The organism is Rhodococcus sp. KBW08, assembly GCF_003852455.1.
In the GTDB taxonomy this organism is placed as follows: domain Bacteria; phylum Actinomycetota; class Actinomycetes; order Mycobacteriales; family Mycobacteriaceae; genus Rhodococcus_F; species Rhodococcus_F baikonurensis.
Genome location: NZ_QAJJ01000016.1, coordinates 217,412 through 240,355 on the forward strand (window position 1 = coordinate 217,412; position 22,944 = coordinate 240,355).

At 64.2% G+C, this 22,944-nt stretch carries 20 protein-coding genes; 13 read left to right on the forward strand and 7 right to left on the reverse strand.

Annotated features, from left to right (window positions below; translation table 11 throughout):
• Window positions 1-2: 2 nt before the first annotated feature.
• The 9 genes from DBV08_RS19880 (at window position 3) to DBV08_RS19925 (ending at window position 10,028) form a co-directional block, all read left to right on the forward strand.
• Window positions 3-884 carry a DMT family transporter gene (locus DBV08_RS19880; protein WP_124568592.1) on the forward strand — a complete coding sequence of 294 codons (882 nt, stop codon included), beginning with the start codon at window positions 3-5 and terminating at the stop codon, window positions 882-884.
• Between the two features lie 3 nt (window positions 885-887).
• Window positions 888-2,324, forward strand: coding sequence for a GuaB1 family IMP dehydrogenase-related protein (locus DBV08_RS19885; protein WP_124568593.1), 1,437 nt, complete (start codon window positions 888-890; stop codon window positions 2,322-2,324).
• A 311-nt stretch (window positions 2,325-2,635) separates the two neighbouring features.
• A complete protein-coding gene (locus DBV08_RS19895) occupies window positions 2,636-4,018 on the forward strand; it encodes a hemolysin family protein (protein ID WP_124568595.1) in 1,383 nt (460 codons plus the stop codon).
• Complete coding sequence (locus tag DBV08_RS19900; RefSeq protein WP_095970144.1) at window positions 4,011-5,099, forward strand: hemolysin family protein; 1,089 nt, start codon at window positions 4,011-4,013, stop codon at window positions 5,097-5,099. The genes DBV08_RS19895 and DBV08_RS19900 overlap by 8 nt, the downstream gene beginning before the upstream one ends.
• A 3-nt stretch (window positions 5,100-5,102) precedes the next feature.
• Window positions 5,103-5,981: a 3-methyladenine DNA glycosylase gene (locus DBV08_RS19905; RefSeq protein ID WP_124568596.1), complete on the forward strand. Its 879-nt coding sequence runs from the start codon at window positions 5,103-5,105 to the stop codon at window positions 5,979-5,981.
• 18 nt (window positions 5,982-5,999) lie between these two features.
• Entirely contained in the window at window positions 6,000-7,313 is a 1,314-nt protein-coding gene (locus tag DBV08_RS19910; protein ID WP_124568597.1) for a CoA transferase, read from the forward strand.
• A 31-nt stretch (window positions 7,314-7,344) separates the two neighbouring features.
• Window positions 7,345-7,821: an OsmC family protein gene (locus DBV08_RS19915; RefSeq protein ID WP_095970147.1), complete on the forward strand. Its 477-nt coding sequence runs from the start codon at window positions 7,345-7,347 to the stop codon at window positions 7,819-7,821.
• Window positions 7,814-8,848 (forward strand): nucleoside hydrolase, encoded by a 1,035-nt coding sequence (locus DBV08_RS19920; protein WP_124568598.1) that lies wholly within the window; start codon window positions 7,814-7,816, stop codon window positions 8,846-8,848. Before DBV08_RS19915 ends, DBV08_RS19920 begins: the two co-directional genes overlap by 8 nt.
• Window positions 8,849-9,080: 232 nt before the next feature.
• On the forward strand, window positions 9,081-10,028 hold the full coding sequence (locus DBV08_RS19925) for a sulfite exporter TauE/SafE family protein (RefSeq protein WP_095970149.1): 948 nt from the start codon (window positions 9,081-9,083) through the stop codon (window positions 10,026-10,028).
• 62 nt (window positions 10,029-10,090) lie between these two features.
• Here the strand turns inward: DBV08_RS19925 and meaB are convergent, their stop codons facing one another.
• Genes meaB through mutA form a run of 3 tightly spaced genes read right to left on the reverse strand, consistent with a single transcriptional unit; the run spans window position 10,091 to window position 15,245 of the window.
• Window positions 10,091-11,083, reverse strand: a complete 993-nt coding sequence (gene meaB / locus DBV08_RS19930) for a methylmalonyl Co-A mutase-associated GTPase MeaB (protein WP_095970150.1) — start codon at window positions 11,081-11,083, stop codon at window positions 10,091-10,093.
• Window positions 11,084-11,100: 17 nt separating this feature from the next.
• Window positions 11,101-13,353, reverse strand: coding sequence for a methylmalonyl-CoA mutase (scpA, locus tag DBV08_RS19935; protein ID WP_095970151.1), 2,253 nt, complete (start codon window positions 13,351-13,353; stop codon window positions 11,101-11,103).
• Window positions 13,350-15,245: a methylmalonyl-CoA mutase small subunit gene (mutA, locus tag DBV08_RS19940; RefSeq protein ID WP_124568599.1), complete on the reverse strand. Its 1,896-nt coding sequence runs from the start codon at window positions 15,243-15,245 to the stop codon at window positions 13,350-13,352. Before mutA ends, scpA begins: the two co-directional genes overlap by 4 nt.
• Window positions 15,246-15,680: 435 nt before the next feature.
• Here mutA and DBV08_RS19945 point away from each other — a divergent pair, with 435 nt between their 5' ends.
• The 3 genes from DBV08_RS19945 to DBV08_RS19955 are packed head-to-tail and all read left to right on the forward strand — an operon-like array spanning window position 15,681 to window position 17,691.
• Window positions 15,681-16,388 (forward strand): TVP38/TMEM64 family protein, encoded by a 708-nt coding sequence (locus DBV08_RS19945; RefSeq protein WP_185564785.1) that lies wholly within the window; start codon window positions 15,681-15,683, stop codon window positions 16,386-16,388.
• A gap of 31 nt (window positions 16,389-16,419) precedes the next feature.
• A complete protein-coding gene (locus DBV08_RS19950) occupies window positions 16,420-17,016 on the forward strand; it encodes a hypothetical protein (RefSeq protein WP_124568601.1) in 597 nt (198 codons plus the stop codon).
• Between the two features lie 57 nt (window positions 17,017-17,073).
• Window positions 17,074-17,691 (forward strand): hypothetical protein, encoded by a 618-nt coding sequence (locus DBV08_RS19955; protein ID WP_260395663.1) that lies wholly within the window; start codon window positions 17,074-17,076, stop codon window positions 17,689-17,691.
• Here DBV08_RS19955 and DBV08_RS19960 read toward each other — a convergent pair.
• The 3 genes from DBV08_RS19960 to DBV08_RS19970 are packed head-to-tail and all read right to left on the reverse strand — an operon-like array spanning window position 17,604 to window position 20,188.
• A complete protein-coding gene (locus DBV08_RS19960; RefSeq protein ID WP_124568602.1) occupies window positions 17,604-18,887 on the reverse strand; it encodes an SPFH domain-containing protein in 1,284 nt (427 codons plus the stop codon). The genes DBV08_RS19955 and DBV08_RS19960 overlap by 88 nt on opposite strands.
• A complete protein-coding gene (locus DBV08_RS19965) occupies window positions 18,887-19,318 on the reverse strand; it encodes an NfeD family protein (RefSeq protein WP_003944877.1) in 432 nt (143 codons plus the stop codon). Before DBV08_RS19965 ends, DBV08_RS19960 begins: the two co-directional genes overlap by 1 nt.
• A gap of 42 nt (window positions 19,319-19,360) precedes the next feature.
• Window positions 19,361-20,188, reverse strand: coding sequence for a DUF3097 domain-containing protein (locus DBV08_RS19970; RefSeq protein ID WP_124568603.1), 828 nt, complete (start codon window positions 20,186-20,188; stop codon window positions 19,361-19,363).
• 67 nt (window positions 20,189-20,255) lie between these two features.
• Here DBV08_RS19970 and DBV08_RS19975 point away from each other — a divergent pair, with 67 nt between their 5' ends.
• Window positions 20,256-21,047, forward strand: coding sequence for a hypothetical protein (locus tag DBV08_RS19975; RefSeq protein ID WP_124568604.1), 792 nt, complete (start codon window positions 20,256-20,258; stop codon window positions 21,045-21,047).
• Here the strand turns inward: DBV08_RS19975 and DBV08_RS19980 are convergent.
• Window positions 21,037-22,803, reverse strand: a complete 1,767-nt coding sequence (locus DBV08_RS19980; protein WP_260395664.1) for an enoyl-CoA hydratase-related protein — start codon at window positions 22,801-22,803, stop codon at window positions 21,037-21,039. The two genes, DBV08_RS19975 and DBV08_RS19980, sit on opposite strands and share 11 nt — an antisense overlap.
• Window positions 22,804-22,944: the final 141 nt, after the last annotated feature.

Sequence of the window (22,944 nt, forward strand, 5' to 3'; positions counted from 1 at the left end):
ACATGGGTGATCTTCCACTGATCTCGGTTCTCTGCGCACTTCTCGCTGCACTGCTCTTCGCGTGCGCTTCGGTCGCTCAGCAGCGGGCAGCGTCGGCAGTTCCCGAAGGCGACGCGTTGGTGGCGTCGCTGATCCGGAGTCCTCGGTGGTGGGCCGGATTGATCGGTGACGGCGGCGGTTACGTCATGCAGGCCGTTGCACTGTCGTTGGGTTCGGTGTTGGTGGTGCAGCCGCTGATCGTCACCTCGCTCCTGTTTGCTCTGCCGCTCTCGGCCAAGTTCTCGGGAATCCGCATCACCCGTTCGGCGTGGTCACTGGCGATCATGCTCGCGATTTCGTTGGCGATCTTCCTCGTGGTCGGCGATCCCACCGAGGGCGACAGCAATGCACCGTGGTCGGATTGGGCTGTACCCCTGACGATCACGGTCGCAGTCGCCGTGATTGCGACCATCGGCGGCCTGTCGAAACTCGACGGCGGTTGGCGTGCACTGCTTCTCGGCTCCGCGGCCGGCATCTTCTACGGTGTGGCGGTCGCATTCACCAAGTACGTCACCGACCTACTCGGACACGGCGTCGTCGGAGTGATTTCGGCGTGGCAGACCTGGGCGCTGATCGCCTCGGGCGCCATCGGGGTCTACCTCCAGCAACGCGCCTTCCAGGTCGGACCGCTGTCGGCGTCGCTACCCGCCCTGACGATCGGCGAGCCGATCGCAGCCATCTTCCTGGGGATGACGGTGCTGGACGAACGCCTCCGCGTGGACGGTCCCGGAATTGCTCTCATCGGGTGCGCCGTCGCCGTCATGATCATGACCACGATCGCCCTCTCCCGCTCGCAAGCGCGCGATACCGAGGGCGCCACGGCGGAATCGACGGTAGGCTCGTGAAACGTGCAGTTCCTCGAAGGGCAACGCCCCCCATACGACCTGACCTACGACGACGTTTTTCTCGTCCCTAACCGGACAGAGGTCACCTCCCGGTTCGACGTCGATCTCACTTCTTCCGACGGATCCGGAACCACCATTCCTGTCGTCGTCGCCAATATGACGGCAGTCGCCGGCCGCCGCATGGCCGAGACAGTTGCCCGCCGCGGCGGACTGGTCATCATTCCGCAGGACGTCCCCACCGAAGCCGTCGCCGAGACCGTGGCGTTCGTCAAGAGCCGCCACCTCGTCGCCGACACGCCGGTCACCCTGAGTCCGGACGACGCCGTCTCCGACGCGCTGGCGCTGCTTCCCAAGCGTGCACACGGCGCCGTCGTGGTGGTCGAAGAGGGCAAGCCACTCGGCGTGGTCACCGAGGCCGCGTGCGCTGACGTCGACCGGTTCACGCGTCTGCGCTCGGTCGCCATCACCGACTTCGTCACAGCCCCGGTCACCGCGACGCCGCGCGAGGTGTTCGAACTCCTCGAAGCCAAGCACGATCCGCTCGCGGTCATCGTCAACGAAGACGGCACTCTAGCCGGCGTCCTCACCCGCACCGGCGCGATTCGTGCCGGCATCTACGACCCTGCAGTCGACGAGCGCGGCGCACTCCGGGTCGCTGCGGCGGTCGGTGTGAACGGCGACGTGGGCGCCAAGGCCAAGGCACTCGTCGACGCCGGTGCCGACGTGATCGTCGTCGACACGGCGCACGGTCACCAGCAGAGAATGATCGATGCGCTGACCACGCTCAAGGCGCTCGACCTCGGCGTTCCGTTGGTCGCCGGCAACGTGGTCTCGGCACAGGGCACCCGTGATCTGATCGCTGCCGGCGCGGACATCGTCAAGGTCGGAGTCGGGCCGGGCGCCATGTGCACGACCCGCATGATGACCGGCGTCGGACGCCCACAGTTCTCGGCCGTCGCGGAATGTGCGTCTGCGGCGCGCGAGCTCGGCAAGCACGTCTGGGCCGACGGCGGCGTTCGCCACCCCCGCGATGTTGCCCTCGCCCTCGCGGCGGGCGCGTCGAACGTCATGATCGGCTCGTGGTTCGCCGGCACGTACGAGTCCCCCGGCGACCTCAAAGTCGATCAGGCGGGCAACGCGTACAAGGAGAGCTTCGGTATGGCTTCCAAGCGCGCTGTTGCCGCTCGCACAGCCACCGAAACTGCTTTCGATCGCGCCCGTAAGGGATTGTTCGAGGAAGGCATCTCGAGTTCGCGGATGCGTCTCGATCCCGAGCGCCCCGGAGTCGAGGACCTGATCGATCAGATTTGTTCCGGCGTGCGCAGTACCTGCACGTACGCGGGTGCACGCTCACTCGAAGAGCTGCACGAGAAGGCGGTTCTCGGTGTTCAGTCCGCCGCCGGATTCGCCGAAGGACGGCCACTCCCGTCGGGTTGGTGAACCACGTTCTGTGACAGTCGGCGGGTGCTCGGGTCCCTACTCCCGGGCACCCGCCGGTATCATTGGATCGGTAAACAAGAAATAAAACTCGGTCGGGTGCCCTTCGGCGACCCGACCGAGCCCGCTACAGCCGAGAAATCCTCGGCTCTGACGAGAGGAACCCGGTGCCCGAGGCACCCACACACTTACCCGGCGCTACACCCGTCGTTTTATCCGAGGAATCGTCTGATTCCGCCGGTTCGGAGGGCTCCTCTAGCGAGCCGGGAGACAAACCCGGCGGCCCCCGTGCACACCTCAGGTGGCGATGACACATGGACATCGTTTTCACCATTCTCAGCCTCTTCGGCTTCATCGCGCTGACTGCAGGCACCGCCCTCTTCGTGGCGGCCGAATTCTCGCTGACTGCTCTCGAGCGCAGCACCGTCGACGAAGCCGCTCGCGACGGCGACCGACGCTCGCGTCAGGTTCAACACGCGCACAAGACGCTCTCGTTCCAGCTCTCCGGTGCCCAACTCGGCATCACGATCACCACCCTGATCACCGGTTACCTGGCCGAGCCCGTTCTGGCGCGGTTCATCACGCCGGTCGCGAAGGCCGTCGGACTCGGTGAATCCGCCGCTTCCACAACGTCTTTGATCTTGGCGCTGGTGCTTGCGACCTCGTTCTCCATGATCTTCGGTGAGCTCGTACCGAAGAACCTCGCAATCTCCAAGCCGATGCCCACGGCTCGCGCGACTGCGGGTCTGCAGGCAGGCTTCTCGCTGATCTTCCGGTGGGCCATCAACGGCCTCAACGGAACCGCCAACTGGATCGTGCGACGCCTGGGCATCGAACCCGCGGAAGAGTTGCGCTCCGCGCGATCACCGCAGGAACTCGGGTCACTCGTGCGTACGTCCGCGCAGCGCGGGTCCATCGACAAGGGCACGGCGATGCTCGTCGACCGTTCACTGCAGTTCGGTGACCGCACCGCAGAAGAGCTGATGACTCCGCGAGTGAAGATCGAATCGCTGGAACTCTCGGACACCGTCGCAGACCTGATCGTGACGGCGTCGCGGACCGGCTACTCGCGCTTCCCCGTCGTCCGCGGCGATCTGGACGACACGGTCGGCGTCGTACACATCAAGCACGCGTTCACCGTTCCCGCCGAACGCAGGCGCACGACGCGCGTCGACAGTCTGGCGCAACGTGTTCCGGTCGTGCCGTCGAGCTTGGACGGAGACACCGTCATGGAGCGGATCCGCTCCGACGGCATGCAGGTCGCTCTGGTCGTCGACGAATACGGCGGAACAGCCGGCATCGTCACGATGGAAGACCTCATCGAGGAAATCGTCGGCGATGTGCGCGACGAACACGACGAACCCGAACTCGACGTACAACGCGCCGGCGACGGATGGTCGTGCTCCGGCCTCTTGCGCATCGACGAGGTCACGTCGGCGACGGGATACACCGCCCCCGAAGGCGACTACGACACCCTCGGTGGGTTGGTGCTCACCGAACTGGGGCGCATCCCCGACGAAGGTGACGAAGTGGAGTTGCCCGATGTCGACTCGTCCGGCGATTCCCGTGGCAAGTGGATCGCACGAGTGACCAGCATGGACGGCCGTCGTATCGACCGGGTGACCATCACGCCTGTCCCTGCTTACGTCGAACCCGAATCCGCAGACGACGACAAGAAGGAGTCCGACGATGAATAACCTCTTCGGTGTACTCCTCACCGTCGTGCTGCTTGCCGGCAACGCATTCTTCGTCGGTGCGGAGTTCGCGCTGATCTCCGCACGACGTGACCGCCTCGAGGCACTGGTCGCTCAAGGCAAGAAGCGAGCGCTCACGGTCATCAAGGCCGGTGAGAACCTGTCGCTGATGCTTGCTGCGGCTCAGCTGGGCATCACGATCTGCTCGATCCTCCTCGGTAAGGTCGCCGAGCCTGCCATTGCGCATCTCCTCGAGGTGCCGATGGAAGCCGTGGGCCTTCCCGATGGATTGCTGCACCCGATTTCGTTTGCGATCGCGCTGTCGCTGGTCGTCGTGCTGCACATCCTGCTCGGCGAGATGGTGCCCAAGAACATCGCGTTGGCGGGCCCCGAGAAGACGGCCATGCTTCTCGTTCCCGTGCATCTGGCCTTCATCAAGATCGCTCGCCCGATCATCGCGTTCTACAACCTCTGCGCAAACGGAGTGCTGAAGCTCCTGCGCGTCGAGCCGAAGGACGAACTCGACGTCACGGTCTCTGCCGTGGAGTTGTCGGCGATGATCGGTGAATCGCGATCCGAAGGTCTGATCGACGCCGAAGAACACCGGCGATTGAAGCAGGCACTCGAATCGACCGATCGCACCGTCTCCGAGGTCCTGATCACTCTCGACAAGGTGCGGACCATTCCCCTCACGCCGTCGGGAACAACACTGGGTGAGATCGAGCGCGCGGTCATCGAGACCGGATACTCCCGTTACCCGGTGCGAGCGAGCGACGGATCTCTGGCCGGGTACGTGCACCTCAAGGACGTGCTCGACGAGGTGCTCGACGAAGCCGCCGGGCCGGACACCGTCGTTCCGACGTCGGATATCCGCCCGCTGCCCATCGTTCCGCTCAGCACGCCGCTGGCCGAAGCGTTGGCCGGCCTTCGTCGGGCGAGCTCTCATCTCGGTGCAGTCGCGGACGCCGACGGAGTCGTGATCGGTATCGTCGCGCTCGAGGATCTGCTCGAGGAGTACGTCGGAACGGTCCGCGACGGCACGCATCGCGGCACGGATGCTGTTCCCGGACAAAGAAACAGCTGATCGATGACACGTTCGGTGCATTCACTCGCACTCGCGCAGAGCGAGTGGACGGCTCGGCGGGCACTTCACCTCGAGGAGGTGGAGAAGCTCGTCGAGCCGCACCGAGCGCGTCGGAGCGCCGGTATCTCCCACCCGGTGCACGACTTCCTCTTCACGTACTACAACTTCAAGCCCGCCCAACTGCGCCGCTGGCACCCCGGTTACGGAGTCGCACTCGAGAACGCCGGCGAATACGCAGCCTTCTCCGGCTACCGCGTCGACGATTCGGGTACCGCGACGGTCGACGACTCAGTGCTGGAGCGTCGGCGTCACACAGTCGAATTCGTGTGGAATCTGTTGAATCAGACGTCTGCGCGGCCCGCCGTGCTGGGCTGCTTCGGCCTCCACGAATGGGCGATGGTCTATCGCGGCGGCGAGGACGCGATTCGTCACCAGTCAGTGCCGCTGCGGTTGGGGTTCGCCGGCACCGACGCGGTCGTCGAATCCCTGCCACTCAAATGCACGCACTACGACGCGTTCCGGTTCTTCACGCCGGCCGCGGCGCCCAAGAACGCGCTCCCTCTTGCCCGGGAAACCCAGGTCGATCACGAACAGCCGGGCTGCCTGCACGCAGGGATGGACCTGTACAAGTGGAGCTTCAAGCTGTTGCCGCTCGTCGATTCGGATCTGGTGATGCAGTGCTTCGAACACGCCCTCCTGGCACGTGAACTCGACATGCGCGCGAGCCCCTACGACCTCGCCGAGTACGGGTACTCCCCCATTCGTATCGAAACTCCCGCGGGCCGCGCCGAATACGTGCGTCAGCAACAAAACCTGGCGGATCGCGCTGCGCCGCTCCGCGATACGCTGGCAGAGAAGTGCCGGGAGCTTCTCGGCCACTGAACTGCCGAAAGGCGTCACATGGATCACGGGTACGGGTTCTATCTCGACGAATACCAACGTGACGTCGGGGTGCACGCCGACGACCGACGCGGGCACATCGAATGCCCGGACTCTGCGGGCTTCCTTGCGGCACACCTGCCGGTGTTCGACCTGGCCGTGGGCTCGGTCGCGGCGTTCGCCTCGGCAATTGACCGATCAGACGGCCAGGTCGACAGGCACTGGAGCCTCGATCCCGAGCGCATCGCCGCGTCCTTCTCGAGCGATCGACTGTTCCGCATCGGCGGCGAACCGATAAGCGGGTTCTCCGAATACTCGGGGTTCTTCGCCGCACGCGACGGTTGGGTCCGCACGCACGGCAACTATCCGCACCATCGCGACCGTCTGCTCAGCATTCTGGAACTCGATCCGACTGCAACCAAGGATGATGTAGCGCAACGGATATCCGAACTCAGCGCCATCGAGATCGAGCAGCAGGCCGCCGAGATCGGAGCCATCGCGGTTCGTGTTCGTACCGAGACCGAATGGCGCATGAGTGAGCAGTGTGCAGCCGCGAGATCTGCGCCTTTGGTGTCCGTCCGAGCACGCGGCGAAGGAAAAGCCCTCCCGAACTCGGAGCGGTTGCGTGTCCTCGATCTGACTCGGGTCATCGCCGGCCCGGTCGCGACCCGTGCCCTCGCTTTGGTCGGTGCTGACGTTCTGCGGATCGATCCCCCGGCGATCCCCGAGATCGGATGGCAGCACCTCGACAGTGGACAGGGCAAGCGGTCGGCGCTTCTCGACCTGAAATCCTCGGCGGGCGCGGCAGCGTTCCGAGAACTCCTCGAAACCGCAGACGTGCTGGTCACCGGCTACCGGCCCGGCGCCCTCGAAGCGCTCATCGGGCAGGATCTTCCCGCGCACCTGATTCACGGGCGCGTCAGTGCCTGGGGATGGGAAGGCCCGTGGGCGAATCGGCGCGGCTTCGACAGCATCGTGCAGGCCGCGTCCGGTATCTCGCTCCTGGAGGGCGGTGAGAATCCGGGCGCCTTGCCCGCGCAGGCCCTCGACCACTCGACCGGGTACTTCCTGGCAGCGGGGATCCTCGACGCGTTGACGCTGCGCTCGCACGACGGCCGTGGCCGCGATGTCGACGTGTCCCTGGCAAGCACAGGCGCTCGTCTTCTCGACGCACCCGGCCGAACCGTCCATCCCGGTCTACCGACCGCTCCCGGCCTGAATGTTGTTGTCAACCATGGCGACATGACCACCGCACGACCCGCGCTGGCAGAGTTCGAGGACTACCCCGAACCGGCCCGACCGTGGGGAACGGATCGGGCGGAGTGGGCACACTGAGGGACCGGCACATTCAGGGCAAGATGGACCTGTGAAGTCACATACCTACACACTCGACCTTCAGTGGACGGGCGACCTGGGATCCGGAACGTCCAGCACGCAGGCATATTCGCGCAATCATGCAATATCCGCGGTCGGAAAGCCCGAGCTTCTCGGGAGCTCGGATCCCTCGTTCCGCGGCGACGCGCAGCGATGGAACCCCGAGGAACTGCTCGTAGCCTCCCTCGCCCAGTGCCACATGCTCTGGTACCTCGGTCTGGCAGCGGCTTCGGGTGTGGTCGTTCTCGACTACAGCGATCAGCCGGTCGGCAGCATGATCGAGGAATCCGATGGCGGCGGCCAGTTCATCGAAGTGACGTTGAATCCGACGGTGCTGGTAGCCGAGGCGGAGATGGTCGAGACGGCGAAAGAGCTCCACGGCCCCGCACACACGAAATGTTTCATCGCTCGATCGGTGAACTTCCCCGTCCTGCATTCCCCGACGATCCTGGTGGCCACCGATGAGTGACATGCACAAGCTCATCGTCGACGTCGACACCGGTATCGACGACTCGTTGGCGCTTCTCTATCTCCTTGCCAGCTCCGAGGCCGAGATTCTGGGGATAGCGAGCACCGCCGGCAATGTTCCGGTGGAGCAGGTCGCGGCCAACAACCTCAATTGGCTTGCTCTCTGCGGCGCCCCGGACATCGAGGTTGCACTCGGCGCCCGCGAGCCACTGGTGATCCCGCTGCGCACCACCGAGGAGACTCACGGTCCGCAAGGGATCGGGCATGCCGTCCTCCCCGATTCGGGTCGCAAGCTCTCGGTCCGAACAGCCACCGACCTCTGGGTGGATCTCGTCCGTGAGTACCCCGGACAACTCACCGGGCTGGTCACGGGGCCGCTCACCAACCTTGCGCTGGCGATCAGGCGTGAACCCGATCTTCCGTCTCTGCTGAAGCGACTGGTTGTGATGGGCGGGTCGTTCAACTATCCGGGCAACACGACGCCGACCGCGGAGTGGAATGTCTCGGTGGATCCGCACGCCGCCAAGGAGGTGTTCGACGCGTTCTCCGTCGTACCCGCGCACCGGCGCCCGATCATCTGCGGCCTCAACGTCACCGAATCCATCGAGATGTTCCCGGAACATGTGCGTCGGCTCGCGGAAGCTGCCGGGAGCACTCCGGACGAGATCATCTCGCCCGACGACGGCCCCGACGTCCGCAGTTCCGCGTCCAACAGCGTGATCAGGCATATGTCCGACGCGATCCGGTTCTACATGGAGTTCCATCGAGAGTACGACCAGGGATTTCTTGCTCACATGCATGATCCCTTTGCTGCTGCTGTCGCGCTCGACCCGAGGTTGGCGACGCTGAAACCGGCAACGGTGGATGTCGAAACCGAGAGTCCGCTGCTGATCGGAACGACGGTTGCTGACTGGGTCGGGCACTGGAAGCGTGAGCCCAACGCGGACGTCGCCGTCAGCACCGATCCGGCGGAATTCTTCGATCGACTTGTCCACCGAGTGGGAAAGTTCGCCCGCGCCGTGGGTTGATCGAGCTCGGGACCGGTTATGCTCGCATGGACAGAACACCAACGAACGAGAACAGAAGGACCCTGACGTGCAGATTTCCAGCCACGATGCCTCCCCGGCATTTGCGCTTGGATTGATGGCGTTCTGGCCCACTCGTCGTAGCGCATGCTTCGATCAGGCGTGTTGCTGAGCGGCGATTCTCGCTGCCTGCACCCCTGACTTTGTCGCTTCTTCGCTCGGAGTCTGTCTTCGCATGTTCAACCTTCTTTTGTTCACCCTTGTCGGCGTCGGCGCCCAGCTCGTCGACGGCGCCCTCGGCATGGCCTTCGGTGTCACCGCAACCACTCTGCTGATGATCGGTGGCCTCGGTCCGGCTCAGGCCAGCGCCGCTGTTCACCTGGCCGAGGTCGGCACCACCCTCGCTTCGGGTGTGTCGCATTGGAAGTTCAAGAACATCGACTGGAAGCTGGTCGCCAAGCTCGGTGTGCCCGGCGCCGTCGGTGCATTCATCGGCGCCACCGTGCTCTCGGGTCTGTCCACCGAAGCAGCGGTCCCCATCACGGCGACGATTCTGCTGGCAATCGGTGTCTATGTGGCACTTCGCTTTTCGGTCCGCCCACCGGCCGTGGCCGATGCTCGCACCACCCCGCACACTGCACGTTTCCTGTCCCCGCTCGGCCTGTTCGGTGGTTTCATCGATGCATCCGGCGGTGGTGGTTGGGGTCCGATCACCACCAGCACGCTGCTCTCGCGGGGCAAGACCGCGCCGCGCACCGTGATCGGTTCGGTCAGCGCCTCGGAGTTTCTGGTCGCGTCAGCCGCGTCGCTGGGATTTCTTGTCGGATTGGGTCGTGAGTCGGCGGGAAACCTTCTCGTTGTCGCCGGTCTCGCGCTCGGCGGCGTCATCGCAGCACCGTTTGCGGCGTGGCTCGTCAGCCGGGTGCCTGCAACCTTGCTCGGAACAGCGGTGGGCGGCGTGATCGTGTTGACCAACGCGCAGAAGCTGTTCAAATCCTTCGACATCACCGGGGCGGTGACGGTGGCCGGTTACCTGGCCATTCTCGGCGCGTGGGCGGCGTTGCTGTTCTACGCGTGGAAACGGTCCACACTCACCCCGGCCGAGGCAGAAGGCGATTTCACGGGAGTCGAACTCGCTGTCGAGACCGAACTCACCGAGCCTGCGGTCAAGCGCGAACGATAGCTCGTCACAGAAGAAATCCCGGGTATCCGCTGTCGGATACCCGGGATTTCGTTCTTTCCGCTCTAGTTGCTTCCGTCGAACGCGTCGAGAATTCTTCCCGCCGCCAACGCCGCTGTCAGCGAACCGTCACGCACGCTCTGCTCGACGTCGGCCCGGATCGCACGCACCCGATCGTTGCTCGAGAGCCTGCGCAGTAGCTGATCGTTGACCATCGTCCAGGTCCAATCGACCTGTTGCTTGCGACGCTTCTCCTCGAACTGACCTGCTTCGGTGAGCACCTCACGGTGCTTGGTGACAGTTCCCCAGAACTCGTCCAGCCCGATACCTTCGAGACCGCTCATCGTGATGACGGGCGGCTTCCAGATGGCGTCGTGCGGGTAGATCAGGCGAAGCGCACCCGCAAGTTCGCGGGCAGCACCCTTTGCCTCGCGCTCGTGCTTGCCATCGGCCTTGTTGACCGCCACCAGATCTGCGAGCTCGAGGACACCCTTCTTGATGCCCTGGAGCTGATCACCGGTACGAGCGAGGGTCAGGAACGTGAAGCAGTCCACCATGTTGGCAACAGTGACCTCGGACTGCCCGACACCCACCGTCTCCACCAGGATGACGTCGAAACCGGCGGCTTCGAGAAGCACGATTGTCTCGCGAGTCGCCTTGGCAACTCCGCCAAGTGTGCCGGACGTCGGTGACGGCCGGATGTACGCGTTCTTCTCAACCGTGAGCCGAGCCATGCGCGTCTTGTCACCGAGAATCGAGCCACCGGTGCGGGTGGAGGACGGATCGACCGCCAACACCGCAACCCGATGTCCCTTGCCGAGCAAGTACATTCCGAGTGCGTCGATGAACGTCGACTTGCCGACGCCGGGAACGCCGGTGATGCCGATCCGGTGCGCTCCCCCGGCCTCGGGCAGCAACTTCAGCAAAAGCTGCTGCGCGAGCGCTCGGTGGTCGTCACGAGTGGACTCGACGAGGGTGATCGCCCGAGCGAGGCCGGCACGCTCATTTCCGCGCACCGCCTCGGCGAGAGAATCAATGTCGATGGGCTGACGTGCCATCTTCAGTGACCCCCTTCTCAGCTGTGGTCGTGACCCAGTTGGGCGGAGAGCTTCTCCAACAAACCGCTGGCAGCGTCGGCGATGACGGTGCCGGGCGGGAAGATGGCAGCAGCGCCGGCCTCGTAGAGTTCGTCGAAGTCACCGGGCGGAATGACGCCGCCGACGACGATCATGATGTCGGGACGACCGGCTGCAGCCAGAGCTTCCCGCAGCGCCGGCACCAAGGTGAGGTGACCGGCTGCCAACGACGACACACCGACTACGTGGACGTCGTTGTCGGCCGCCTGATTGGCGACCTCTTCGGGGGTCTGGAACAGCGGTCCGACGTCGACGTCGAATCCGATGTCCGCGAAGGCCGTGGAGATGACCTTCTGGCCACGGTCGTGACCGTCCTGGCCCATCTTCGCGACGAGGATGCGGGGACGACGTCCTTCGTCCTCGGCGAACTTCTCGACCAGTTCCATCGCCTTGCTGATGTTGCTCACCGTTCCTGCCTCGTCGCGGTACACACCACTGATGGTGCGGATCTCGGCCTGGTGGCGTCCGTACACCTTTTCGAGGGCGTCGGAAATCTCGCCGACGGTAGCCATGGCGCGGGCGGCGACGACAGCGAGGGCGAGGAGATTGTTCTCCATGCCGCCTTCGGTGGACGCGGCAGCGCGGGTGAGGTTCGCGAGTGCGGCCTCGACGGCTTCCGGATCACGTTCCGCGCGTAGACGAACGAGCTTCTCGAGCTGTTCCTTGCGCACCTTGGAGTTCTCGACCTTGAGAACCTCGATGGTGTCGACCTCGTCGGGAACGTACTTGTTGACGCCGACGAGCGGCTGCCGGCCGGAGTCGATGCGTGCCTGGGTGCGAGCGGCGGCTTCCTCGATACGCAGCTTCGGGATGCCTTCGTTGATGGCCTGAGCCATACCGCCGGCTTCCTCGACCTCTTCGATGTGCTTACGAGCCCGGTTGGCGAGCTCGTTGGTCAGCCACTCGACGTAGTACGAGCCACCCCACGGGTCGATGGGACGCACGGTGCCGGACTCCTGCTGCAGCAGCAACTGGGTGTTACGGGCGATGCGGGCGGAGAAGTCCGTCGGCAGCGCAATGGCCTCGTCGAGTGCGTTGGTGTGCAGCGACTGAGTGTGGCCCTGGGTGGCAGCCATGGCTTCGACGCAGGTACGCGGAACGTTGTTGAAGACGTCCTGCGCGGTCAGAGACCAGCCCGAGGTCTGCGAGTGGGTACGCAGCGAGAGCGACTTCGCGCTCTTGGGATCGAACTTGGCAACAAGCTCGGCCCACAGGAGGCGTCCGGCGCGGAGCTTGGCGACCTCCATGAAGAAGTTCATGCCGATGGCCCAGAAGAAGGACAGGCGAGGTGCGAACTTGTCGATGTCCATACCCGCGTCGAGGCCGGCGCGGATGTACTCGACGCCGTCCGCGAGGGTGTACGCCAGTTCCAGATCGGCCGTCGCTCCGGCTTCCTGGATGTGGTAACCCGAGATCGAGATGGAGTTGTACTTCGGCATTTCCGCACTGGAGTACGCGAAGATGTCCGAGATGATCCGCATGGAGGGCTTGGGCGGATAGATGTAGGTGTTACGAACCATGAACTCTTTGAGGATGTCGTTCTGGATCGTTCCGGCCAGCTTGTCCGGAGTGACACCCTGCTCACCTGCCGCTGCGACGTACAGCGCGAGGATCGGCAGCACAGCGCCGTTCATGGTCATCGAGACCGACACCTGCGAGAGGTCGATTCCGTCGAAGAGCTGGCGCATGTCGAGGATGGAATCGATTGCGACACCGGCCATTCCGACGTCGCCGGCGACGCGTGGGTGGTCGGAGTCGTAGCCGCGGTGCGTGGCGAGGTCGAAGGCGACCGACAGGCCTTTCTGGCCGGCTGCGAGGTTGCGACGGTAGAACGCATTCGACTCCGCGGCAGTGGAGAAGCCGGCGTACTGACGAATGGTCCACGGCTGGTTCACGTACATGGTCGGGTACGGACCACGCAGGAATGGTGCCGCGCCCGGGAAGCTGTCGAGCGGGTAACCGGACTCGGCGGCGGCTGCGCGGTCGGCTGCGGTGTACACCGGCTTGACGTCGATGCCTTCCGGGGTCGACCAGACAACCTGCTCGGCGGCGTAGTTGTTGGCGTTTGCACCCTCTTCGATGAGCGCCTGGGCCTGCTCGACCGACGGCGGTGTGGGTGCCGGAGACTGCGGGTCCTCGAGTGGGACCTCGGCGAAACTGCCGATCACGTGCTTGACCTCTCGTGTCGTCACTTGGAGCTTCCCGTCTCGATGAAGTCGAGCAGTTCGGTCAGAGCCGACACTGCGTCGATGCGGGCGGTGAGGAATCCGTCCGGGCGAGAATCGCCGGTCGCGTCTGCGACTGCCTTTTCCGGTCCGGCCAGCAGCACCTTGGTGATACCGGCGGCGCGAAGTTCGGCGACAGCTGCTGCGGCACTCTCGCCGTAGCGCTTGTCCGTGCCACACAGCACGGCGACGGTGGCACCGGAAGCCTTGACAGCTGCGGAGATCGCCTCGGCGCCCACCTCGAGCGGGCCCGGGTTGACTGCGTCGATACCACCCGAAGCGAGCAGGTTGGACGCAAACGTGGTGCGCACGTTGTGTTCTGCGACCGAGCCCAGCGGCGCGAGAAGCGCAGTGGGACGTGCGCCGCCGGCGGCGAGGAACGCGTCCGAACGGTCACGAAGTGCTTCGAATGCAGCTGCATAGCGGGCGACGGTCTGACCGGGCTCGACCGCTTCGGCGGACAGCGGTGTTTCGCCGAGGTTCGGGAACTCGTTGACTCCGGTGACCGTGGTCTTGCGATGTGCGATGTCGGAGTCACGCTTTGCTTTGGTGGCAGCGATGCGACCGGAGACGATTCCCGCTTCGAGGGCCGCCAGGTATCCGCCGGCTGCTTCGATCTCCTGGAAGAACTCCCACGCGGTGGCGGCGATCTGCTGTGTCAGGTCCTCGACGTACCAGGATCCGGCAGACGGGTCGAGGACACGGCCCAGGTGTGACTCTTCGAGCAGCAGCAACTGGGTGTTGCGGGCGATGCGTGAAGAGAACGACTTGCTGACGCCGAGGGTGCCGTCGGCAAGAGCGACGTCGAATGGTAGGACCGTCACCGCGTCTGCTCCACCGACACCGGCGCCGAATGCGGCGAGGGTGGTGCGCAGCATGTTCACCCAGGGATCACGCTGAGCCATCATCGCGGCGGAGGTGACCGCATGCTGAGGTGCTCCGCCGAAATCGGAAGCACCGCAGACCTGCGCGATGCGTGCCCACACGAGCCGTGCGGCACGGAACTTCGCGATGGTCTGGAACTGATCGTCGGTTGCCGAGTAGCGGAAAGCCAACTGCGACAAGGCGGCACCGATGGTCAGGCCACTCTCGGCGGTGAGTGCACGCAGATACTCGAGGCCGGCGGCAATCGCAGCACCGAGTTCTTCGGCATCGCCGGCACCGGCGTTGTGGAACGCCGTGCCGTCGACGGTGATCGCGTGCACGGTTTCCGTACGCGCTGCAGCGAGGGCGGCCAACTCGACGGCGTCGGCAAGTTCGACGTCGGCTGCGCCGGAGAACGAACTGGTCAACGGTGCGGCACCGAGGTGGATGCGGATGCCGGCGCGATCGCTGACGCCGTCACCGGCTTCGGCGCGTGTGTCGAGGAGAGATAGGAGTGCACGGGCAGCATCGCCTGCCTCCGCGCCTGCGTCGAGCGTCAGCGGCGCGAGATCGAGAAGCACTCCCTCGAGCGCAGCGGCGATGTCGGTGACCGGGAGGCCCTTGGCACCGACCTTCAACCACAGTGCACTGACACCGTTTTCGAGAGCGTCGAGGACGCTGCGGTTCGTCTCCGCCGCGGAGGCCGTTCCGAATACAGCGGAGACCAACCAACCGGCATTGACGTCACGGTGAGCATCGACGCCTCGCACGTACGGGAACGTGCCCGGCAGGCTCTGCTCGGGACGCTCGTCGCGTGGGCTGTAGAGCGGTGCGACAGTGACGCCGTCGTATGTGACGGTTTCGAGCAGTTTCTGTGGCTCGGGGCCCAGTTCTGCCGCATCGACTCTGCGGGACTTGGCGAGCACTCCGGCTACGGAGCGCTGCCACTCCGCATATGCCTGCTCGACAGCCTCGGCTTCTGAAGCTAATGACACTGTGTCCGCTCCCTCTCATTTTTTGCGTGAGCGCTTTACCGATAATCGGAATTGTTCGTTAGTTCTGTGATGCTAACCCGCCTCTGAGCTCAGATATCGTGAGGATCACGTCAGGTTCTTCACAGTGCCGTTCACGACGGCGTTCACGACCATTTTCCGACCGGTCCGCAGACGCGGGTTTCAGTCCTTCGGGCGCCTGCGACTGGTCCTTACCTAGCGATTGTTCAGCATGTATGTGAGTTACCCGCGAGTTCGTTTCACTGGCCGGGACTGCACGTGCGCACCGCCTCGAACTCCTAGTGGTTTTCGTCACAGCACTGGTTTCATTGTCGCCTGGAGCACGCTGCTTTCCCATCTCCGTGGCGATGTTCAACGTGCGTTTGCGGGTCTGCAGTCGGCTCGGTTCACCGTTCACAGGTAGCCTTGTGACCTGTGATGGGACGCCTGCTGGACCGAAGATTGATCGCAATAGTCCTGGTAGTGCTCGCTTTGTTCCTCGCTGCCCTCCTCGCCCCACATCCCACGGTGTCTCAGGTGCGCGAGTGGGCGGACTCGGTTGGCCCGGCGTTTCCCCTCGTGTTCTTCCTGGTTCATTCGATAGTCACCGTCGCGCCGTTTCCGCGGACCGTCTTCACTCTCAGCGCGGGGGTTCTCTTCGGCTCGGTGACCGGCATCGCCCTTACTGTGGCGGCAACGACTGTGAGTGCCGTACTGGCCCTCTACCTGGTCCGCGCCATCGGCCGCGACGTTGTTTGGCAACGGATTTCGAGTCCGACGATCCGGCGGGTGGACGAGCGGATCGAAAAGAGGGGGTGGCTGGCCGTCGGGTCTCTGCGCTTGATCGCGTTTGTCCCCTTCTCGGTGGTGAACTACTGCTGCGGCATTTCGTCGATCCGGATCGTGCCCTACATCCTTGCCACCGTCGTCGGCATTTTGCCCGGCACTGTCGGGATTGTCGTTCTGGGCGATGCGCTGTCCGGCGAAGCCGATCCTCGTCTCCTGATCCTGTCCGGGATCTGCATTGCAATCGGGATCTCCGGTCTGGTGTTCGACGCTCGCCGTCAGCCTCCACTGAGCGAAACCACCGTCGACAGCAGTCAACCTCAAGAGGTTGATTTGATTGAGTCAACCCAAAACGATTGACTATTGAAAGTCAACTACATAACATTGACTGATGTTCGTACTGACAGTGGATCAGCGAGGTAGTCGACGGGACGTCGATCGCGTCGGGGACATCATCGACGACATGGCCGACCTCGAACTCCTTCGACCGTTCGAGCGCACTGCGGGCGACGAGATTCAAGCAGTGACCGACGATCCGGCACTGCTCGTCCTCGTCGCACTGGAGCTGATTCGGCGCGAGTACTGGAGTGTCGGGATCGGGATCGGCCCAGTCGAGCACCCTCTCCCGCGGCAGACCCGAGCCGGGCGCGGACCCGCGTTCGAAGCTGCAAGAATCGCCGTCGAACGCGCCAAGAGAGCCCCGGCGAAAATTGCCGTCGAACAGGCGCCGGACGACAGAACACGCAACGAACTTGCCGCCGACGTCGATGCCGCGTTCACCTTGCTCGGCACGATCGTCGCGAGACAGACGAAGGACGGGCGCGAGGCCATAGCTCTGATGGACAGCGGACTCACTCAGGTCACCGCGGCCACCCGGCTCGGAATCACCAAGCAGGCCATGTCGAAGAGACTCCTGACCGCTGGGTGGCACGCAGAACTCGCCGGGCGTCGCCTCGCAGAACGACTTTTGGTCAGACTCCAGCCCTAGACTGCTCACGCTCGCATCAGTACACAAACTCGTCGACACAGCAGGGGGCTCGGATACATGGTCGTTCTGGCGTTGATCGCACTCGCAGTCGCCGCCGCGGCGCCAGCAGTTGCAGCGGCACTGGGACCGCTCAGTCGTGGTCGACTGGAGGTGCCCGAATGGGCGTCGTCCGTGGTCGCGCTGCCGGCGCTGGGTGTTGCCGCGCTCGCATCGACCCGAACGAGCCCGGTCACCGGTTTTGCGCTCGGGGCGACGCTGGTCCTGTGCGTACTTGCCGCCGCCACGGCCGGTGCACCGTTGGTGCTTGCCACTTTCAAGATCGCCCGTCGCCAACCGGACGGGAGCCCGGCACCGGACGCCGGACCTCTTCGCGGCGGACGTGTGATCGGCATACTCGAACGGCTCGCGGTGGCGGCGTCAATTCTCGCGACCTGGCCGGAAGGCATCGCGATCGTCTTGGCGGTCAAGGGACTCGCACGGTACCCGGAACTTCGCGAACCTCACGCGTCCGAGCAGTTCATCATGGGAACCTTCGTCAGCGTCCTCTGGGCGATTGCCGTCNNCCGTCCGTTTACTCCGAAAGGTGCCTACTGGCGCTGGCCGCCCTCGGGCGGCTGCCCCTGGTACGGGTATTTCTGCTGGAAATCTTCACGCTCGGGCGGCAGCGGCAGCTGACCGGGCCACGGATTTTCACCCTGCTGCGGCAGCGCCGGATCGACGAATCCGGGCTGCTCGGGCGAACTTTCACGGCGATGCCTGACCGCAGCTGCCGGATCTTCGACGGGAGTACGTGCAGCAACTTCAGCGGCGCGGACTGCTTCCGCAATGGCCGGGTCGGACTTCGTTTCGAACCACTCTGCTACCTCGGCCGAATCGTCCTCGGGGTTGGGAAGATTCTCTTCGGCCGCCGGCGGCTCGTAACGGAAAACGCCGTCCTGACCCTGCGCGCCAAGGGTTTTCGCAAATCCCTTCAGTGCGTCCCCGAAGTCGCTGGGGACGAGCCACACCTTGTTCGCATCGCCTTGCGCCATCTGCGGCAACGTCTGAAGGTACTGGTATGCAAGCAATTCCGGAGTCGGCTTACCGGACTTGATGGCAGCAAAAACCTTCTCGATGGCCTTGGCCTCGCCTTGAGCCTGCAAGTACTTGGCCGCGCGGTCACCTTGAGCACGAAGGATCTGGGACTGACGCTCACCCTCGGCGTTCAGGATCGAGGCCTGCTTGTTGCCCTCGGCAGAAAGAATCTGGCTCTGCTTGGCGCCCTCGGCAGTCTTGATAGCGGATTCGCGATGACCTTCAGCCGTCAGAATCATCGCGCGCTTCTCGCGGTCCGCCTTCATCTGTTTTTCCATCGACTCCTGGATCGAGGGCGGCGGATCGATGCTCTTGAGCTCGACGCGGGCCACTCGCAGGCCCCAGCGACCGGTCGCCTCGTCGAGGACACCGCGAAGCTGACCGTTGATGGAATCACGCGAGGTCAACGTCTCTTCGAGGGTCATTCCGCCGACGACGTTTCGCAGCGTCGTGGTCGCCAACTGCTCGACGGCAGCGATGTAGTTGCTGATCTCGTACACCGCAGCTTGCGGGTTGGTGACCTGGAAGTACACCACCGTGTCGATGGACAGGGTCAGGTTGTCCTGGGTGATCACCGGTTGAGGCGGGAACGAGACCACCCGCTCGCGGAGGTCCACCTTGGCACGTACGCGATCGGCGAACGGGATCAAGAATGTGAGCTGCCCGGACACCGTCTTCGAATATCGGCCGAGCCGTTCGATGACCGCGGCTTCTGCCTGCGGTACCAGTGCCACCGACTTCGCGACCACCAAGATCACGAATAGCACCAACACACCGAGCACTATGAGTGCTGCCATTAAGGTCCCCTCCAGACGACTGCTGTTGCGCCGTTGATTTCCATCACCGTCACCTTGGTGCCCGGCGGGTACACCTCGGTGGTGTCGTACGGCCTGGCAGTCCACACCTCGCCGTCCAACTTGACCTGCCCGGAATGCTCGCCCACTTCTTCCAGAACCAGAGCGTGCTTACCTTCGAGTGCCTGAATTCCGGTCGGGGTCGGCGGCGGACTACCGAAGCGACGCAACATGATCGGTCGCACACCCAGGACTAGGGCGGCGGAAAACACCCCGAACATGACGGCGTCGACCCACACCGGGAAGTCGGTGACAGCACTGACACCGGCAGTAGCGAGCGCCCCACCGGCGAGCATCAGCAGGAAGAAATCTCCCACCAAAGCTTCGGCCCCGGCGAGCACCAGTGCTCCGATCAGCCAAATAAGTGCAGCCACAACACCATCTAACCAGAGAGTGTGACCCAGGCCGCTGCTACGTCAGTTCGGCTCGGTAACGAAATCGACAAGTTGTTCGACAGCACCGATCAGCGGAGCTTCGAGATCGCGGAAGCTCTCCACCGAGTTGTAGACCCGCCGCCAACCCTCCTGAGGTGTTCCCCAGCCCAGTTCGCGACAGATTCCCGTCTTCCAATCCTCGCCGCGTGGAATCTTCGGCCAGGCAGCGATTCCGACGGACTTGGGACGCACGGCCTCCCACACGTCGATGTAGGGATGACCCGTCACCAGTACGTTCGGACCGAGGCCCTGAGTCAATTGCGTTTCCTTGGAGCCGGTGACCAGGTGATCGACCAGAACACCGACACGACGGCCGCGCCCTGGACCGAATTCGGCAAGCCTCTCCCCCAGATTGTCGAGGCCTTCGAGATGTTCGACGACCACACCTTCCACACGAAGGTCGTGACCCCACACCCGCTCGACGAGGGCAGCATCGTGAACTCCCTCCACCCAGATCCGGCTGGGCAGAGCCGTGCGAGCCCGCAAGCCTTCGACTCGCGTCGAACCCGAAGCCGACCGTGCGGGCTTGGTGGATGCGGGTTTGGGTGCCGGTCGGACCAGCGTGACCGGTGAGCCGTCGATCAGGAAAGCCGCCTCCTGCATCGCGAACAACCGCGTCCGCGAGCGCCCGTCCTCTAGTCGCACGAAATCGCCGTCGTACGTGCGCTCGAACCCGACTACCGCCCCACAGAATCCCGTCGCCGCATCTTCGACGACCAGATCACGTTCGGCTGCCACTTCGGGCGTCACGCGCTTCTGTTTACGGGTATGACCCGCGAAAATGTCACCGTATCCGTTGCCACCGCTCACGCCGGATCACGCTAGGTCACAACGCCGGGGCCGCGCATGTCGCCACGCCGAACTAAACTTCACGGTCATGAGTTCTCCCAGCGCAACCCTCACCGTGTGGGCAGCGTCATGGCTCGCCGGCGACACTGCGCCGGACGATGTCATCGATGCCCTTGCCGCGTGGGCACAGATGCACCTGATCGGGGCGGCCGATGCGGAAACCGCGGTCCGACACGATCTCGAGTGGCCGGGAGTCACGGCATCCGGTGTGTCCACTCTGCTGAGAATCGCTCGATCGGAGGCTGCCGAAATCCGCCTGGTCCTTCCCACTGCCGGTGACGTACGCGGCCTGCCCACCGGAACCGAGTTCGCACGCGCCGCGATCACAGCGGGTGAAGGGATCCAGATCGGCACCGTCGGCAAACCTGGAGTCGGTCTCGTACCGTCGAAGGAAGGCCCGGACGTCTTGCGCTGGACGGTCTTCTCCATCCCGACTGTCGCGGGCAGCGCCGACACGATCGGGCTCCGTGAAGCCGAATACGAACTGCGCCAAGCTGTTCGGGACGCAGCAGAGGTGCTCGGCGGACTTCCGACCGTTGCCACCGGAATCCCAGGCACTGACGCGCGCACCCTGGTCGCCGAAGCGCTGCAGGCGCAGGCCGGATACCGCTGGCCGTCGACACTGTCACCGCGGCATTTGCAGGTGATCGACACCGCCGACAACGTCGCAGCCATTCTTACAGTCGCTGCGTCGACCTCGACCAATCAGGCCCCGAGCGTGTCCACCGCTCAGAAGCGCGACGACCTGCTGCGACGACTGTGGGACGTCGTTCGCACCGCTCGGGTCGCGTCGGCGAACAGCGTGTCGATCAGAGCTTGAGCACGAAATTCCGGCGCTTCTCGGCGAAGCCGTTGCGGTCCCCGAACATGTCGATCTTCATCTCCTCGAGTTCGCGCTCCTCGTAGGGCTCCACCGGATCACGTTCCAGCCGAAGACGTTTGCGCTCCAGTATCGAATCCAGCCGACCACCTTCGAGCAGGTCGGTGGCGACCTCGTTCAACCACGCCTCGAACAAATCCGGCCGCCGGGGGCCGATCGCGTCGACGAGCCCGATGTCCAACGCTCGACGGATACCGATCGGACTGCACGCGGTCAGCAGGTTGCGAGCTTGTTCCTCCCCGACACGGGCCGGAAGCGTGTACGTGTGCAGTTCCGAACCGAACAAGCCCATCGTGGCGTAATGAGGATTGAGAACCACGCCGTCCCTGGCCACGACTACGTCGGCTCCGAGCGGGAGCATCACCCCGCCGGCCCCGGCATTGCCGGTGAAGGCCGCAACCACAACCTGTTCCGTACAGGTGACGATCGCTTTCGCGATCTCGTTGATGGCCTTGATATTGGCCCACGCCTCTCCGGCTTGATCCGACGCCGCCTCGATGACGTTGAGGTGGATACCGTTGCTGAATCTGTCGTAGTCGCCCGTCAGGACAAGGATCTTGGTGTCCTGCGCGATCGCCCAACGCAGCCTGGCCGCCAGTCGCGCGCATTGCTTCGTGCTCATCGCACCGTTGTAGAAACGAAACGAGAGATAACCGATACCGCCGTCTCGGTGATAGTCGGTCTCGGGATAGCGGCTCTCCCAGACCTGTGGAACGAACACGTCCGGACGCACGACCGCGGTAGACGGAAGTTTGACATTGCCCGCGCCGACGAGCCGCGCATGTCCGACCCACACGGAGCCGGCACCGGTAGCAACACGTATTGCCTGGTGAAAGTACTCGACGATGGTGCCGGGCGCTGCATCGACGTGGGCGTCGAGGTGAGCGTCGTAGACGTAGACCCGGTCGAGCCCCAACTGAACGGCGACACCGGGAAACCCGTCGGCGGCGTTGACGGCGCGGACGATGCTCGACGCGTCCTCCTCCCAACTGAACGCGCGTTCGGACTGTTTCATGGTCGGCCGCGATCGGGCCGATGCCACCGGCCGTGCGACGCGGTCCGACGGGATCGGCTGGTAGTCGGGCGTACGGAAATGTTCGACGACCTCCGCAATGCACTCCATCGCCGCGTCGGTGACTGCCCCGTTGTACACCGAGGATTTGGTTGCACCGCTCTGGAGTTCGAAGGTCCGCCACGCCCACACCGCTCCCGCGTCGAGTTCCTCGGCGGCCTGCAACGCGGTGACTCCCCAGATCGGTTCGTCATCTGCAATCGCCCAGTCCAGCGACGACGGTCCGCGATCGCCGGGCGGGCCAGGGTGAATGATGATCGTTGTCCACCGCTGCCAAACGGATTCCGGTACATAGGCTTTCAGAAACGGGCAGATGACGAGATCAAAATCTCCCGCAGATGTCGCGGCCAGCACCGCGTCCGCGTCGGCGACGACGGCTGCGCGGACGTGGTGCCCCGCCTCACGAAGAACAAGACCAGCCCGCTGCGACAGACCGTTGTCGGAGGTGACGAGAAGCAGCAGGCTCAACGGTGGCGCGGAACTCGCGCGTGGGCGTGAGCGCCGGAACAGCGCCGCCGTCGCCGCACGCAGACGGCCCCTGCCCGTTGCATTTTCGCGTAACTTCGCCGTTGCTACATCGCTGGAAATGGCCACAGAAGTCGTGAGAGCGGCCGATTTGGGCATCGGTCTTACTTCGGGGGTCGAAACCATGGATTCCTGCTCGCATGCTCGGGTATCTGCAGCGCAGACCAGACTCCCCCCAGAGCAGGACCAACGCACCGATAGATTGATTGAGGTATTTAGGGACTTTATACCTACCGTCGG